The sequence below is a fragment of the Neobacillus vireti genome (assembly GCF_036962345.1).
GTDB classification, from domain to species: Bacteria; Bacillota; Bacilli; order Bacillales; family Cytobacillaceae; genus Neobacillus; species Neobacillus vireti_A.
The window spans coordinates 32,501-47,718 of the sequence record NZ_JBALNB010000011.1; the positions used below are offsets into that span (position 1 = coordinate 32,501).

General features: G+C 36.2%; 16 protein-coding genes. 9 read left to right on the forward strand and 7 right to left on the reverse strand.

Going from position 1 to position 15,218, the window contains the following annotated elements; translation table 11 throughout:
- Positions 1 to 368 precede the first annotated feature (368 nt).
- A complete protein-coding gene (locus V7108_RS13735) occupies positions 369 to 3,911 on the reverse strand; it encodes a bifunctional 2',3'-cyclic-nucleotide 2'-phosphodiesterase/3'-nucleotidase (protein WP_335568541.1) in 3,543 nt (1,180 codons plus the stop codon).
- A gap of 631 nt (positions 3,912 to 4,542) precedes the next feature.
- On the opposite strand from V7108_RS13735, the gene V7108_RS13740 reads away from it, so the two are divergent.
- The 3 genes from V7108_RS13740 to V7108_RS13750 all read left to right on the forward strand — a co-directional run bounded on the left by V7108_RS13740 (position 4,543) and on the right by V7108_RS13750 (position 6,560).
- Positions 4,543 to 4,713, forward strand: coding sequence for an aspartyl-phosphate phosphatase Spo0E family protein (locus V7108_RS13740; RefSeq protein ID WP_335512577.1), 171 nt, complete (start codon positions 4,543 to 4,545; stop codon positions 4,711 to 4,713).
- A 126-nt stretch (positions 4,714 to 4,839) separates the two neighbouring features.
- Positions 4,840 to 5,136, forward strand: a complete 297-nt coding sequence (locus tag V7108_RS13745) for a hypothetical protein (RefSeq protein WP_335568542.1) — start codon at positions 4,840 to 4,842, stop codon at positions 5,134 to 5,136.
- Positions 5,133 to 6,560: a HAMP domain-containing sensor histidine kinase gene (locus V7108_RS13750; RefSeq protein ID WP_335568543.1), complete on the forward strand. Its 1,428-nt coding sequence runs from the start codon at positions 5,133 to 5,135 to the stop codon at positions 6,558 to 6,560. Before V7108_RS13745 ends, V7108_RS13750 begins: the two co-directional genes overlap by 4 nt.
- Positions 6,561 to 6,734: 174 nt before the next feature.
- On the opposite strand, the gene V7108_RS13755 is transcribed toward V7108_RS13750, so the two are convergent.
- Entirely contained in the window at positions 6,735 to 7,418 is a 684-nt protein-coding gene (locus V7108_RS13755; protein WP_335568607.1) for a spore coat protein, read from the reverse strand.
- 166 nt (positions 7,419 to 7,584) lie between these two features.
- Here V7108_RS13755 and V7108_RS13760 point away from each other — a divergent pair, with 166 nt between their 5' ends.
- From V7108_RS13760 to V7108_RS13770, 3 genes are read left to right on the forward strand one after another with little or no spacing between them, the layout of a single operon-like run.
- Positions 7,585 to 8,154: an IMEF encapsulin system ferritin-like cargo protein gene (locus V7108_RS13760; protein ID WP_335512257.1), complete on the forward strand. Its 570-nt coding sequence runs from the start codon at positions 7,585 to 7,587 to the stop codon at positions 8,152 to 8,154.
- A 21-nt stretch (positions 8,155 to 8,175) separates the two neighbouring features.
- Positions 8,176 to 9,024 (forward strand): family 1 encapsulin nanocompartment shell protein, encoded by an 849-nt coding sequence (locus tag V7108_RS13765; RefSeq protein ID WP_335512256.1) that lies wholly within the window; start codon positions 8,176 to 8,178, stop codon positions 9,022 to 9,024.
- On the forward strand, positions 9,024 to 9,371 hold the full coding sequence (locus V7108_RS13770; protein WP_335512255.1) for a 2Fe-2S iron-sulfur cluster-binding protein: 348 nt from the start codon (positions 9,024 to 9,026) through the stop codon (positions 9,369 to 9,371). Before V7108_RS13765 ends, V7108_RS13770 begins: the two co-directional genes overlap by 1 nt.
- A 312-nt stretch (positions 9,372 to 9,683) precedes the next feature.
- On the opposite strand, the gene V7108_RS13775 is transcribed toward V7108_RS13770, so the two are convergent.
- From V7108_RS13775 to V7108_RS13785, 3 genes are all read right to left on the reverse strand, one after another.
- Positions 9,684 to 10,148 (reverse strand): hypothetical protein, encoded by a 465-nt coding sequence (locus V7108_RS13775; protein WP_335512254.1) that lies wholly within the window; start codon positions 10,146 to 10,148, stop codon positions 9,684 to 9,686.
- A gap of 104 nt (positions 10,149 to 10,252) precedes the next feature.
- Positions 10,253 to 10,906 (reverse strand): DUF2085 domain-containing protein, encoded by a 654-nt coding sequence (locus tag V7108_RS13780; RefSeq protein WP_335512253.1) that lies wholly within the window; start codon positions 10,904 to 10,906, stop codon positions 10,253 to 10,255.
- Positions 10,907 to 10,964: 58 nt separating this feature from the next.
- Complete coding sequence (locus tag V7108_RS13785) at positions 10,965 to 11,183, reverse strand: hypothetical protein (RefSeq protein ID WP_335512252.1); 219 nt, start codon at positions 11,181 to 11,183, stop codon at positions 10,965 to 10,967.
- A gap of 244 nt (positions 11,184 to 11,427) precedes the next feature.
- Between V7108_RS13785 and V7108_RS13790 the strand changes: the two genes are divergently transcribed.
- Together V7108_RS13790 and V7108_RS13795 are read left to right on the forward strand one after the other, a co-directional pair.
- A complete protein-coding gene (locus V7108_RS13790) occupies positions 11,428 to 12,429 on the forward strand; it encodes an AI-2E family transporter (protein ID WP_335512251.1) in 1,002 nt (333 codons plus the stop codon).
- Between the two features lie 83 nt (positions 12,430 to 12,512).
- Entirely contained in the window at positions 12,513 to 12,746 is a 234-nt protein-coding gene (locus V7108_RS13795; protein WP_335568544.1) for a hypothetical protein, read from the forward strand.
- Between the two features lie 32 nt (positions 12,747 to 12,778).
- On the opposite strand, the gene V7108_RS13800 is transcribed toward V7108_RS13795, so the two are convergent.
- Entirely contained in the window at positions 12,779 to 13,486 is a 708-nt protein-coding gene (locus V7108_RS13800) for a DNA alkylation repair protein (protein ID WP_335568545.1), read from the reverse strand.
- 178 nt (positions 13,487 to 13,664) lie between these two features.
- On the opposite strand from V7108_RS13800, the gene V7108_RS13805 reads away from it, so the two are divergent.
- Positions 13,665 to 14,645: a cation diffusion facilitator family transporter gene (locus tag V7108_RS13805; protein ID WP_335512250.1), complete on the forward strand. Its 981-nt coding sequence runs from the start codon at positions 13,665 to 13,667 to the stop codon at positions 14,643 to 14,645.
- 25 nt (positions 14,646 to 14,670) lie between these two features.
- On the opposite strand, the gene V7108_RS13810 is transcribed toward V7108_RS13805, so the two are convergent.
- Positions 14,671 to 15,183, reverse strand: a complete 513-nt coding sequence (locus tag V7108_RS13810) for an acyl-CoA thioesterase (RefSeq protein ID WP_335512249.1) — start codon at positions 15,181 to 15,183, stop codon at positions 14,671 to 14,673.
- Between the last annotated feature and the right edge of the window lie 35 nt (positions 15,184 to 15,218).

Consider the following 15,218-nt stretch of genomic DNA (forward strand, 5'->3'; position numbering starts at 1 on the left):
TTTTCTTAATAGTTAATGTGTAGGAATCTTTATGTATTTCAGGTTTGTGGTTCTTTTTATTAGTAATTACTCCCCTAGTTAAAGACTGTATATAAACTAAAAGTTCTTTATCAGTTGAAGCAATTGAAATACAAGGTCTTCTGTGTTCACTTGCATGGATTCTAGTTAATGATATCGATCCTTTATTCCAGCAATATAGGCAGATTCCCAAGTTTCCATTTGTACTCCTCTTAAAAAAATACAAACCCAAACATATGTTCCTTATAGTATTATACAATAGGTTTCTGTTAGTTTTTAAAAATATAACTAGAAAAAGCTACCCTTTCATTCGAGATAAAAGGATAGCTTTTCTATAGTTCAGTATTTAATTAATTTGGAACTCTTTGAATACGCCCCTCGGCTTTGTATTCAAATGGAGATGGTAATGTTTTGACAAAGTCAACCGTTGCTTGTAGATCTTCTGGACCTACCTCTAAACCAGTTGCCAAAGCACCAATTCCGTAGCTTGCATTACCATACATGTAATTGTTTACTACCACTGAATACTCTTGGGCTGGGTCAATTTTGCTGCCATCCGGTAAGAAAATGTCGACAACCTTACCAGTTCCAGTTGCAACGTCGTATGTGTAGGTATATTTAAAGCCAGCAATATGGTAATCTAGTCCACGTGCTGTGATTTGTTTATTTAATACTTCTTCTAAATCAGCCCCACTTAGGCTAATTTTGTTTAGAACATTTCCAAATGGTTGAATCGAGAATAAATCCCCGAATGTTACTTCACCAGCGTCAAGCTGTGCACGAACACCGCCGCCATTCATTAAGGCGAAGTCAGTGTCCATTGCTGCTTTCATACCATCAGCAATTAAGTTCCCAAGACCGTTATCAGCAAACTCACTAGCTGTTGACGGATATGCTTTAGCTAATGTAGTTGCAGAGTTACCTACTACTTCCGCTTTTAAGGGTGCAACTAAATCTTCATACTTCTTCATAATCACTGAAACAGCAGGATCTGGCGTGTAATCAGCTTGATATACGGTTACCACTTCTGCTTCTTTTTTCACAATATCCCCTGTTTCAGGATTAATTACTAGATCCACATCAGAGAATGCTGATCCATAGGAATAGGCTTGAACAATTAACTTGTTATCTACTACTTTGTCATTGAAAGCATGGTTATGAGCAGCAAAGATAACATCTACTTCATCATCTACGTTTTCGGCAATTCTTGAAGCATCAAATCCATCTGTGTAGCCTTCTTGACTAGTGGGGTTATGGGCCAAAACTACAATTGCTTCAATACCCTGTTCTATTAACTCTGCCGTATACTTGTTAATTGCTTCCGCTTCGTCAGTGATTTGAAGATTTTCATTTCCTTTCGTCACGATCATATCTGGAGTTTCTTGTGTAACGACGCCGATAAAGCCAATTTTTTGACCAGCAACTTCCTTAACCACGTATGGTGCACCTGTAATTAATTCACCTGTTGATTTGTCAAAAGCATTGGCTGCAATAACGGGGAAATTCATTCCGTCATAGCCTGTAGTGCCTTTTCCAAGTGGATGTTCACCACCATTTATCATACGGCGTAATTCGGTAATCCCTTCGTCAAATTCATGATTTCCAAGTGTACCGACATCCATTCCAATCGCTTCCATTACTTCAACCGTCGGCTCATCCTGGAACAGTGCCGACAACAACGGGCTGCCGCCAATCATGTCTCCAGCATGAACAAGCAAAGTATTTTCGTTTGTAGCTTCACGCTGCTTGATTGCTGCAACTGTGTATTCCATACTTCCAGCCAAAACATCTTGTCCATCTATTTTTGCTTTTGTGTCCGTATCCAGCTGGCCATGTAAATCGTTTAAGCCGAGAAGCTGAATATGAACAGGTGTGAAACCAATGTCTAATTTGAAAATTCCAAAGCCAGCGTCATCTTTTTTACCAGAATAGGAAATATTACTTCCTTCTGTAATATACTTTTCAGCAATTGGTGATGTTGTAAAAGTTACGTTCACATCTCCAGCGATTGGTGCAATCGACCAGTTGTTATCTGCAGTTGGCGTAATTTCCTTCATCTCTGTGATATAGTCCATCAAAATTTGACGGTTTTCATCTGCAGAGTCAACGACTAATTCGCTTCCTTTTACTCCTGGGAAGTTACCGCCGCCGCCAGCACGATAGTTATTTGTTACAACAATAAAATCTTGATTTGGATCCACAGGCTGACCGTTATAAGTTAGGTTCACTACACGGCTGGAATCTTGGTTGATAAGACTTCCATTTGGAGCATATTTAGCTGGAGCTGTAACATCGATTTGATATTGAACTCCATCAATTACATCAAAGTTATAAACAGCGAAAGCTGGATTTAATAATGCTTGTTCTTCCGTTTTATTAGGGTCAATGGTATTGAATTTGCCTGCAGTCATTTCAATCCATTCTTTTACTACAGAGCCTTTAATTTTGATTGCCTTTAATGTATTGTCATACAAATACAAATCGCCTGCACTGCGGATGGTTAAATCACCTTTTTGAATTTCAGTGTATTCTGCAACACCATTACGGCCAGCTTTGAAGGGAGCACCAACTGAAAGGATTGGCAGATCCTGATACTCCGGCTTGCTTTGGGCAATGTACTTTTCCACATACCATTTTTGTGCATTCGTCACTACTTGGATGGAAGGGTCGTCCTGTACAAGTGAAAAATAGCTGTGAATGTCATCCGTTGTTTTTCCGATAGGAGTATTTACGTAAGCTACCGTTGCTTCATGGTCAGCCTTTACTGCATCAACAATGGATTGAACAGGATTTACTTGTGTTGGCGAAGAAATCTCACGGGTTAAAGATTGTGAGTTTACTACAGACCATTTCCCTTTTTCCTTTTTCAATGAAAGGTCAATAATTCCTAATGAACCGCCGCCGTAACCTGCTTGTACTGCTGGAACTCCGTTAATGGTTCCTTTTGCATTGTCTACACCAGGAAGCGGCAAGCCATCAGCACCCTTGAACAATCCATCAAGTGCAGCAGTGGATTTTGCCGGAAATAATTTATGTGTATGTGAGAAAGTTATCGCGTCAATTCCTTGTACTTCACTTAATGCATAAATGACATCTTCTGAATTGTCTTTATTACCGCTAAATCCGGAGTGCGTCATGGCTACAATAACATCAGCACCTTCTTCTCTCATTTGCGGAATAAATTTCTGTGCTGTTGCAACAATGTCTTTCGCAATTACTTTTCCATCAAGATTTGCCTTGTCCCACTCGTTAATCTGAGGAGGAACGAAACCGATAAACCCAACTTTGATTACATGTTTTTTTCCTTGTTCATCGACCACTTTTTTGTTGATGATTTTGTAAGGAGTAAATTTATTTTCGTCATTATCGGGATTCGTATCATGGTCATCTACATAAACGTTTGCGTTGATAACAGGGAAATTGGCATCATCATATGCCTCATCAAGGAAATCAAGACCATAGTTAAACTCATGGTTTCCTAATGTTGCAATATCATAGTTCATTTGGTTCATCGCTTTAAATACTGGGTGAACTTCTCCATCTTTAAGTGGATCAATTTTTGCTTTATACGTTCCTAATGGAGTTCCTTGAATTAAGTCGCCATTATCTACCAATACACTGTTTGCTGCTTCAGCACGAGCAGCTTCCACGAGAGCAGCTGTACTTGCCAAGCCGACTTTTTGGTAGTCTGCATTTTTGTAATAGTCATAGTTTAGCAAGTTTGTATGTATATCTGTTGTTTCCATAAGCCGAAGCTCTAAAACAGAACTTTTGTCTGTTTTCGGTGCTGCGTTTACTTGTGTTGCTGAAAAGAATGGAGTTGCAAGAAGTGATACAGCTAATGAAGATAATAGAATTCTCTTAGCGGTATGTATTCGTCCTTTTTTCAACATTTTCACCTTCCTAGTACTCTAGTATTTTTTTAAAAGAAACAATTGGGGCATTCCTTTTAAATCATAAAAAAATTACTAGTGTTCTGTAAGGGGAATAAGTCATAGGTATAATTGGTTATAATTGGGGATTTTGTTAAAAGAGCTCAATTTTTCCAAACGAAAAACGCTACCCTTGAATTTGAAGGGTAGCGTTTATTTATTAATGCGGCATATTGTTATTCCGCATTTTTCCCATATTTTGCCCCATAGTCATTCCTTGTGCAGGTGCGAATGCATTTCTGTAATGATTCATTTCGGCTTCAGCCAATACGGCACCTGATAGAAATGGTGTTAATTTTGATAAATTGAAAGTTCATCGTATAACGGTGCCTGTTAACACTCGGACTTTGTAGAGATTTGTAGAAAAGGGTTTTTGGATTCTGAATGCTGTTCCAAACTGCAAATCCGTAAAATGTTCTTTTAGAAATATGCTAGAGTAAATGAAGCTAGGAACATCTGGACCTGGAATCGTCTCTGTTAATTATAAAACAACGTCCCAATCACACACCAATTATGTAAAAAAAAGTAAAAAAATGGTAGTGTGTTATGTTATGATTTAATATACTAACTGCCATATTTGGAGGATTATTAAATGGATGTAGTAGTACTGGAACAGGAAATTAAAGAACTACGTTCAAAATTATATAAAATAGGGAGAGAAACCAATACATATTCTCAGGGTGAAATTTTAAAAGTCAGCCAAAAATTAGACGAGAAAATTTTGCTTTATCAAAAGGTTAAAAAGTCATTTACATTATGGTAGTAATAAAAAATTTATAAAGGGTTATCCTTCCATTATTTATAGTATATGACTATTCTACTATTTTTAGTATAATTATAGAAAAATAAATAGATTAATATAGTTTTTTCTATAAGAAGGGTAATTGGAATGGAGAAAATGGTAGTAACTGGTTATGGAGTCAAAGGACCAAAGTCAAATAATATTGAACAATTCTTATACAATTTAGCAAATGAAGTTAATTGTTTAGAGGTAATATCTAATCTCTCACATAAAGGGGAGGAATCCCATGCATTACAAAGATCTATTCCTATTTTGGGTGAAATTGAGAATGTGATCTCAAAAATTGACGGTGTTTACTTATACTCGTTAGATGAAGCTGGGGACCAAATGGTTAATGCCTGTCCTTATATAAAGAGATATCAATTGAGTGGTGAAAAACATTGATCATTGCATTTTTGATCGCCATTATTGGAATTATTCCAATCGTATTAGCGATTTGCGTTTTAAAAATATATAAAGGTTCGGAATTAGCATTTGCTTTATTTCTTTATATGCTTTCCATCTGTTTTTGGCAATTAGACATTGCCGTTTTATATTTGAAAGGTGTACTTTCAGAAGAATTAATCACTTGGCTTTTTAGGATTTTTAGGATTGGGCCAACTTTTATGATTCCTCTTGTATTTTATTTAGCCTATGTTTTAATCAATAAACATACCACTAACATAAAAAATCAATCTTTTTACAAGTTTCAATCTTCTATTTTTAGTCATAAAGTTTTGTTTTTTCTAGTAGTATGGAGCTTTATTGTCTATTTAATAAATATGACTAAACTTGGTATCATCGGAGTGAAAGAGGTTAAAATCGTTAACTCAAATCTTTATTTCTATTTTCCGGAATATGGGCCACTGCAATTTTTGTACCTTTTACATACTAGTAGTTTTTTAATTCTAATCATTTTTACCTTTATTATTTCTAGGCAAATTCAAAACCTCTATTTAAAAAAATTTTTAGGGACATTTTCTTCTTGTAGCCTGTTACTGTTTATTTTTGGTTTATTAAATTTTATACCAGGAACAGGAGCATTATATAGCAGTTTAGGGACCATTATTTTTTCAGTTATTATTGTTTTTTCTTTTGTTAAACTGAATACGATGCTGACAGTAAACTATAATCGTTTATTGGAACATCAGAAGAAATTAGATAATGCGGGTAGTCTGGCTGCTAGTTTAGTGCATGAAGTGAAAAATACTCTACAAATTATTAACGGCTATTCGAAATTATTAAGCGAATCAAATTTGCCGCCCGAAGGTAGAAAAATGACCGCAATGATTCGAAGAGCTGCTGATCAAATGGGTGATTTAATAAATAATTACATAAAATTATTAAAGTATAAAGCCATTGATTACAAAATGGTAGATCTGAATGAAATCATTGAACAATCCATTGAAATGTCAGCAGAGTTACTGCAAAGAAAATATGTATTAGTTTCTTTTGACAAAAAATATTCAACATTAAAATCCTATGCAAACCACGCGTATTTAAAGCAAGTTTTCGTCAATTTAATCAAAAATAGCTCAGAAGCTTTTCCGAATGAAGGTTCCGTAAGAACTATAATGATTTCTACCGATATTCAAATGGATCGAATTATTATTAATATTATTGATAGCGGAAAAGGAATACCGGCGGACCAGTGGAATAGTATATTTGATCCTTTTAATACTTCTAAAGGTGAGGGGTTAGGTTTGGGATTACCCTTTGTAAAAAACGTCATTCTTGAACATCGAGGAGATATAAAAGTGGTAGATAGTAGTCCAAAAGGAACTCATATTCAAATTATTCTGCCCCAGTATTCATTTAGCAGCCTTTAAGAACAGATTTTGAATGAATATTTTAGATGTTTCGTTAAATCAACCTCCCCCTAAATAGACTTTGACGAGATAACAATCTTTTCAATTTTTAATTAAAGGTTCTTTTCTTTAACTTTGAAATCAGCCTAATTAAAAAAATGCCATCCTACTCTAAGTAAGGATGGCCTTTCTGTTTTAATGCTGCATATTATTGTTCATGTTCATATTGTTATTCGGCATTTGCCCCATGTTTTGTCCCATTGGCATTCCTTGTGCAGGTGCAAAAGCATTGCGGTAGGTATTCATGTCCTGCTCAGCCAACTGAGGTACTTGGTAGTAGTGATGTTTATTTTGATAAATAGACAGCTCATAGCCCATTTCAATACAATTTGGCACGGAATCTGCTAGCACACGGCGCACAACCGGATTTGTTGCTTCTAAGGCAGCCATTGTTTTCATAGAAGCGCCAGCTTTACAAGAAGAGAGCATACAGTTGGAAATGTATTCATCATTGATTTCAGACAGTGATTGAAAAGGTTTCTTTGGCTGAGCCGGCTTCATACCATAAATAAAGTCATTCCCTTGTGTCATCATATATTTTGAAGTAGGGTGTGAAGGGTTTTGTCCAGTTTTGAAACATTCTAAAGTGATATTATATTCATCAGCCATAAATTTATATTGGCGATCAAGAATATCAAGTAATTCTGGGTCTTTTATGTGTTGACGCAACATCATATACTGATTCATCGTGCCTACCGCTGCCCCTAAAACCTCGTTTAAATCAATTACCTCATGTCCCCCATGATTAAGCTGTGGAGGTACATTCCCTGTATGCATGTTTTGGTGCATTTGTCCTTGCTGCCCTTGCTGGTTTTGCATCATCTAATTTTCCTCCCTAATGGTTTGATAATAGCCATAGTTATTATGTATCAATACTCCTGAGTTATTCATGTAACCTATTTGTTCGAAAGATTGTCTTATAAAGGTTTTAGAAAAGAAAATAAACGTCAATAATGACACGTAGTGAGGATTAGGAGGTACAGAAATGCAAGAAGAGTTAAGGGTTTTTTATCAAATTTTTACAACAACCAAAGATGCTATAGAAAAATTTATGAATATGCTGGAACCTGTCATACAAAATGCCACTGATGAACATGAGCGATTATACTATCATCATATTTATGAAGAAGAAGAACAGCGTCTATCCCGTTTAGTCGTACTTATTCCGCTCATTAATAAATTTCAACAAGTAAAAGATGAGGAAGATTTTTCTCCAAGCAACAATGAATTTAATCGACTTTTACAAGAATTGAATCTGGAAAAGTTCGGTTTACATAATTTCGTCGAACACTTAGATTTAGCATTGTTTCGATTTACAGATCCGGAGCGAAGCAGCCTATTAAATAGCCTACGGGAAGTTTCATATAAGGATTACCAACAAGTAAAGCAAATGTTAATCGAAATAAACAGTCGATTTGATACCAATTATGTGGATCCTCATGCCCACCACGATGAACATCATGATCATTTAGATAGATCAGACTCCCCAACTATGGATACACATTTCACATCATCTAAACAAAGAAAAGGCTTTACGGTTGGAAGCTTAATATAAAGGAAAAGAGAGGATAATCAAATGAACAAAATACAATTATACCCGGATGCCCCGTTATCAAATCAAGAATTTTCTCAATTGGATCAAACGGTTATCGAAGCAGCGAGAAGGCAATTGGTAGGGCGCCGTTTTATTGAATTATACGGCCCTTTAGGGAGAGGCGTACAAAGTATTTTTAATGATATTTTTTCAGACAACTTAGAAGCGAAAATGGATTTTCAGGGCTCCTTTGATACGGATATCGAGACAAGTAAAAGGGTGAACTACACCATTCCATTGCTTTATAAAGACTTCGTATTATATTGGCGTGACTTAGATCAAGCCAAAGTATTAGATATCCCGATTGATTTTTCTGCAGCAGCCAATGCAGCCCGAGATGTAGCAATCCTAGAAGATCAAATGATATTCCATGGAACGAGAGAATTTGACATCCCTGGGTTAATGAATGTTCCTGGCCGTTTAACACATTTAATAGGGGAATGGTATGAATCTGGAAATGCATTTCAAGATATTGTTGACGCAAGAAATAAGCTTCTCGAGATGAATCACAATGGACCATTTGCCCTTGTACTTTCGCCGCAGCTGTATTCACTCGTTCACCGAGTTCATCGTGATACAAATGTATTAGAAATCGAACATATTCGGGAATTGGTTACAGATGGGGTGTTCCAATCACCTGTTTTAAAGGGGAAATCGGGAGTACTGGTTAATACAGGTAAAAATAATCTAGACCTGGCTATTTCTGAGGACTTTGATTCAGCTTACTTGGGTGTTGAAGGGATGAACCATCCATTCCGTGTGTATGAAACAATTGTTCTACGAATTAAACGCCCTTCTGCTATTTGCACATTGGAATCTATGGGGGACTAATGAATAGCCGCGTATTTACAGTAGGCTCTCTTATACCAGGAAAGCTGATGGTAAAACCTCCATCACCAGTACCGCCCGAAAGCAAAAAAACTGAGACAGTAGAAATCGTCGTGGAGCAAAACGGCAGTAAGATTGAAATAACCCCTGTAAAAGGAAAGCTATTGGACGCTGCCCTTAATCAAGGTAAGCCTATTCAATATAAGTGCCGTAAAGGAACATGCGGTCAGTGTACTGTCAAAGTCATAAAAGGTAAGGGGATATCCGTGCCTAACGAGCTGGAGCAGAAAAAGCTGAAGAATGAGATTCCAAATGGATATCGTTTGGCATGTCAGGCTGAAATAGTGTGACTCTCTTTTAATTAGATGTCTTGTCCTTAATCGAGTAACAAGCAAAAGTAAAATAAACGGAGATTTTCCGGTTAAATGCAGAATGAGCTCGTTTCGGGGGAAATAAGGGGATTTTTTCCGCTTATGGAAAGAAAAAACCCCTATATTCGATTTTTCGAGAGTAAATAGGCGGAATCTCTCCGTCTATTGAACGTCTCGGAATTTCGTAGAAAGCTTGATAAATAAAGAAAAAAAGGCATATGACAATTCATACGCCTTTAATAAGAAAGCACCAAAACGGAACCCTTTACTGCGAAAGGTACCTCGTCTTTATCATGCTAACTTGATGATTTTGTCTTCAACTGGGAATGGAAGTGAAATATTGTGCTTTTGCAATTCATTCACACTGATATCCTGAACGAGCCTTAATGCTTCCTTTTTAAAAGTTTTCGTCACGAATCCAGAATTCACTTCACAAAGCTTTTGTAAATATTGTAGTGTATCATGGACAAGCATTCGTTGAATATAAGTGTTCTTTAACTGGCAGATTAATTTATGTTCCAGCCCTTTAATAACTGCAATTTGATCAACATGAGCAATGATGTTTTGTCCTTCTTCATCAATAAATCCAATAGAAACATACTGACCTTTTGAGAAATCAACATTTGTAAACACTGGGTTTAGGTAGGTCTCACCTGAAGTAAGACGGATAGAGTCTGCCTCGGCAGCACCGCCAATTTTCCGCTGATTTGCAATAACGGTATGAATATCCTTTAACCCAAATAGCATGTTAAACATATGGATGATCCCCCATTTCCGAAGCTGTCTATAGGGTCATTCTATAGATAATGAGAATCATTGTCAATGGAATTCACCCCCTAAATTTGACGGAAATATGAATGTTATTCTATGGAAATGGAACTCAAATACAATATCCATTTATGTGCAAACGAAAGAAATGTAAGAAAGGTCAAACTGGCTGTAATGGAAAGTACAGACTTTATTCGTTCACTTTGAATAAACTGAAATAGAAACGAAGCTATTAAACTAAACCAACCGATAATTGAAAAGGTTATAAAACTATCAAGAACGTAATGAGATGGTTGTCCCAAATAAAAGAGTCCACCTATTAAAACACTTACCAGCAATGGAGCCAAAAAATCCATCCTGTTACTTATTACTGATTTACTTCCATGCAGAAGGGATCTTTTCGAGAGCAGTGGATAGATAAAATAAGGCAATACCAAACCAAAGGAAATGCCGGTGACCAAACGCCGTAAGTTATTCGATTCAAAGAGGTTAGAATAGGAACCAAGTCCATCTAAAATTAATGGAACAAGCATTAATAAAAGTAAAAAGCTTAATTTTATTGAAGGTATCGTAATGCTTTGACTCCGTTTGGTGAAATGTAAATAAATAAAGGTAGAAAAAACACCAATGTAAATGCCAGTATCCCTAGCACAGACAGCAAGGGGTCCGCCAGAAACCAGGAGTGAACGTTCCTCCAATTGATGACAAATTGCTCTCCCAAAAAAATGAAAAATTTCATGCAGCAATCAAATCACCCCTATTTAATTGGAACCCAATCCAAAATGAGAATTGGGTTCACTCTGATTAATAGGTCATAAATGCCGGGATAATGGATAGTGCAGAAGCAGCAAACCAGCAAATGCAACTAAGAACAATCGAAACAATACTGACAATTAAACATGTTTTTCCAACGGTTTTCTTTTCGATATCTTGGTCGTTCATCCAAACAATCCCTAAAATAATTCCGACAACGGGTATAATAAAGGACAAAATATATAATAGTGCTCTTTGACTTCCAGGCAAAAACAATCCCCTCCATTTCGATAATCTCGTTAAGCTTGTAAATTTCACACTCTTTGAATATGTATGAGAAGGAATAGGATTTTTTGCCTGTCTAGCCTTCAGAAATTTCTTTATCAATTTTCTATGACAAATGAATGAATCTTTTTAAAAAGATTCAGACTAAAAAGTAACATTCTGGAGCTTATTTGTTATAATAAAAATATTACATAGTCAGAAGACAAATAATGGGGTTTGGTAAAAAAATATGATAAATAAACTATTTCAAAGCAGCGGTTTTAAGAGGATAGCAATCTTTGTTTTACTAGCATTGGTTCTGTATGGCCTAAAAGATATGATTAATTTGATTTTATTTACGTTCATTTTTACTTTTTTAATGGATCGATTGGTCATCTTCTTAAACAGAAAAATACCTATTAACCGAAAGATACTTGTTATTGCTTCATATTCCACCATTGTAGGTCTTCTATCCTACGGGCTGGTTAAATACCTTCCAATGATTATTGGTGAAATTACTGCATTAATTAAGCAAATAACTTCGTTCTATACTCGAGAGCATGACAATCTGATCTTAAATTATTTGGTCAGCCGCCTTGAGGAAATTCAGATTTCAAGTTATTTGGAGAGAGGTTTTACCTTTGTCATTTCCTATTTCAGTGATATTAGTACATTTAGCTTACAAATACTTATCGCTCTTTTAATGAGCTTATTCTTCTTATTAGAAAAGCCTCGTTTAATTGAATTTACAAGTAAATTTAAAAAGAGTAAAATCGCTTCAATATATGCGGAAATTGAATTTTTTTCATTAAAATTTGTGGGAACATTTGGGAAAGTAATTGAAGCACAACTAATTATTGCGGTTGTTAACTGTATCCTTACTACAATCGCCCTATGGATTTTCGGATTTCCACAACTAGGTGGACTATCCATTATGATCTTTTTCTTAGGTCTAATTCCTGTTGCCGGAGTCATTATTTCCCTTATTCCACTTGCTATAATCGGGTATAGTATTGGCGGCATTATGACTGTATTGTATGTATTTATCGCAATCATGATTATTCATGCTATCGAAGCATACATTTTAAATCCAAATCTCATGTCATCTAAAACCAATTTACCTGTTTTCTATACTTTCTTAGTATTGATCTTCTCTGAACACTTTTTTGGAGTTTGGGGATTAATTGTTGGTATTCCTGTATTTGTATTCATTTTGGATGTATTAGAAGTAACCGATCATCAAAAGGTATAATAAAAGGAACCCATTCTTTTTTGGAATGGGTTTGTGTATGGTTGACTTATACTATCAATTAAGCAAAGGGAGGAAGACCAGAGATGAGCGAATGCAAATTGGATCATTCACAAGAAGATGTTCGAACGAAATATGAATCCCAACTAGAGTTTCTTCCAGAAGATATGAATTTCTTATTTGAACAATTCTTTACAAAAGAACATACGCAGGATCTATTAAATGAAGTGTTTCATTTATTAAAAAAATATGATTTAGTATCTGAAGAAGAAAGAAATGCAAGAAATAATCGGTTGTATCTAGTATTGAAAAACGTATAAAACTAAAAGCCCCCAGTAATGGGGGTTTTCTACTAGCAAATGGCGGTTTTTTTCTTCACGCCAATCTTATCCTTTTGAATCATTTTATCTATATATTGTGTGGCTAATGGTACTTTACAAGCTGTGTTTCCAACATCAACATGAACCTTGCCCATGTTTTCAGCCACTTTGAGTGCCTCTTCATGTAACTCCTTTACGTAGGCTCCAGCACCGATCACAAAGGTATTCATCGCATAACGGACACGATTTCGTTCCTCATGAATTGTTGTTTCTACCTGCTGTAATCGTTCACGAATTTCCTCTAGATCCAACTTTTCGTCTGGAGTAATTGAAATATAGTTTGTATATGTATTCCAGCCGCAAACCGCGATCATTTCATTTTCTGATTCCATCCATTCCTGTGCCAGCTCTAGTGCATAATCACTTTCTGCAGCAACCCCTGCCACTGTGTATTCTGCAGGCATATACCAATAGGCTTTATTTGCCCAGTCCTGTAGTGTTTCTTTTGTCATTAATTTTGGATTTACGGATAGACCTGCTAAATACATGGCATCATGGTTTCCGGTATTGTATAGTGCTAACGCAAGTTCATGATCCTTTTTTACATATTTAACGAGTTTTTTTAAGTCGCCGATTTTCACTCCAAAAAAAGGTTCCTTTACACCATGGTTTTGATAGATTTTTTTTATTTGTTCCGATCCAAGTTCCTCAAGCTTACTCATTATTTCATTTAAGTACATTCTCATTCCTCCTCAGCTCCAATAACCGTTCCTAAAGCCAATTTTACCAGCCTTTCTATCGTTAAGGAAAATTTTACTTATTACGATTGAGTAATTAATCCCAGACTATCTTCATGAAATTTACCCTTTTAGAAGATAGTAAAGATAACGAAAAATGCTGATAGAAAGAAGGAGTAGAATGGGAGAACTATTTCGTTTGTTAAGAAAAGGTAATAAATCGGCTATGATTGCAGCCATTGTCAATACGATTATTGCGATCGCAAAAGGTACTGCTTATATGTTTACCGGGAATGTCGCCATGTTTGCCGAAACCATGCATAGCCTTGGTGACGCGGCTAACCAGTTTTTTGTTTTTGTTGGTTCTGCCTTAAGTAAAAAGTCTCCAACAAACCGTTTTCCCAATGGATTTGGCCGATTAGTGAACTTAGTTTTATTAGGAGCTGTATTGATTGTTGGTATCATGGCATTTGAAACAATTCAAGAAGGCTATCATCATATTCTTCACCCGACCAAATCTGAAGGATTTTTAATCAATATAGGGGTTCTTGCCTTTGCTCTCATTCTTGAGATGTATGTTCTTTATAAAGCAATGAAGGAAGTTTTGCACGAAGTCGGAGCAGAAGCACAAGGACTTAGTGTTATATTCAAAAGTTTTGCCAATTTAGGAAGAGCAAAGCCAGCAACAAAGCTTGTATTTATGGAAGATTCAGTGGCTACAAGCGGCGGCTTGCTGGCAATAATCGCTGTTGTCATTTCTCATTATTCTGGAATCCTTTGGGTCGAGGGTGCTGCCTCTATTCTGATCGGGTTAATGATGTTTTTTGTTGTCGGCAGGGTCTTTTTGGATAATGCAGCGGGTGTTTTAGGTATAGCAGATGAGGAAATGGAAGAAAAAATCGGCAAATTAGTCATTGCTGACCCTGATGTAACAGATATTCAAGACCTGGCTGTAATAAAAGAAGGAGAAGATCTGCATGTGGAGTTGGAAATTGAGATTGATCCAAGCCTAACGGTTGCAGAAGCAGATGATATTAAGGACCGCCTGCAGGAAAAAATCATGGCCGAAAAAGGTGTTGTAGACGTAACGATTGAATTTGATGAGGAAGATGGAATCGAAACATGGAAACCAGGTGAGCCGAAAGAAGTGACCAACAAATAAAAGCAGGCTGCTTAGCAGTCTGCCTTTATTCCCAAGGTTTTTTTGTTGTAAAGTAATTAGCTAATTCTTTGCTGTTCTTTCGGTGTTCTTTGCGTTTTTCTGCTCTTATTTTTCCAGTTTCGTAAAGCTTTTTTTCTTCCTCTGTTTCGGGGATGATGGCTGGAACTTTAGTAGGCTTTCCTTTTTCATCTAAAGCAACAAAGGTTAAAAACGCAGTTGCAGCGATTTTACGAGTACCTGTGATGAGGTTTTCAGCAATTACTTTTACAAAAACTTCTATTGAACTTGTTCCTGTCCAGGTAACAAAGGATTCGAAGCAGACGGAGTCATCCGGGGTAATAGGGCTTAGAAAGTCAACAGAGTCCGTAGAGGCGGTTACACATTCTCTCCTTGAAAGGCGAGCTGCTGAAATGGAGGCAAGCATGTCCATATCGCTCATTAATTTACCACCGAATAAAGTGTTATGGTTGTTTACATCATTTGGGAAAATTCTACTCGTTCTTACAACTCTCGTTTCATTGCATGTTTTTGAATCCATAAGTATCCTCCGATTACAGTAAAGATGAATTTATT

Bases quoted from the DNA above. Each gene is read 5' to 3' on its own strand.
- V7108_RS13735 (WP_335568541.1), bottom strand. From the start codon at position 3,911: ATGTTGAAAAAAGGACGAATACATACCGCTAAGAGAATTCTATTATCT.
- V7108_RS13740 (WP_335512577.1), top strand. From the start codon at position 4,543: ATGGATGTAGTAGTACTGGAACAGGAAATTAAAGAACTACGTTCAAAA.
- V7108_RS13745 (WP_335568542.1), top strand. From the start codon at position 4,840: ATGGAGAAAATGGTAGTAACTGGTTATGGAGTCAAAGGACCAAAGTCA.
- V7108_RS13755 (WP_335568607.1), bottom strand. From the start codon at position 7,418: ATGCAAAACCAGCAAGGGCAGCAAGGACAAATGCACCAAAACATGCAT.
- V7108_RS13760 (WP_335512257.1), top strand. From the start codon at position 7,585: ATGCAAGAAGAGTTAAGGGTTTTTTATCAAATTTTTACAACAACCAAA.
- V7108_RS13765 (WP_335512256.1), top strand. From the start codon at position 8,176: ATGAACAAAATACAATTATACCCGGATGCCCCGTTATCAAATCAAGAA.
- V7108_RS13770 (WP_335512255.1), top strand. From the start codon at position 9,024: ATGAATAGCCGCGTATTTACAGTAGGCTCTCTTATACCAGGAAAGCTG.
- V7108_RS13775 (WP_335512254.1), bottom strand. From the start codon at position 10,148: ATGTTTAACATGCTATTTGGGTTAAAGGATATTCATACCGTTATTGCA.
- V7108_RS13790 (WP_335512251.1), top strand. From the start codon at position 11,428: ATGATAAATAAACTATTTCAAAGCAGCGGTTTTAAGAGGATAGCAATC.
- V7108_RS13795 (WP_335568544.1), top strand. From the start codon at position 12,513: ATGAGCGAATGCAAATTGGATCATTCACAAGAAGATGTTCGAACGAAA.
- V7108_RS13800 (WP_335568545.1), bottom strand. From the start codon at position 13,486: ATGTACTTAAATGAAATAATGAGTAAGCTTGAGGAACTTGGATCGGAA.
- V7108_RS13805 (WP_335512250.1), top strand. From the start codon at position 13,665: ATGGGAGAACTATTTCGTTTGTTAAGAAAAGGTAATAAATCGGCTATG.
- V7108_RS13810 (WP_335512249.1), bottom strand. From the start codon at position 15,183: ATGGATTCAAAAACATGCAATGAAACGAGAGTTGTAAGAACGAGTAGA.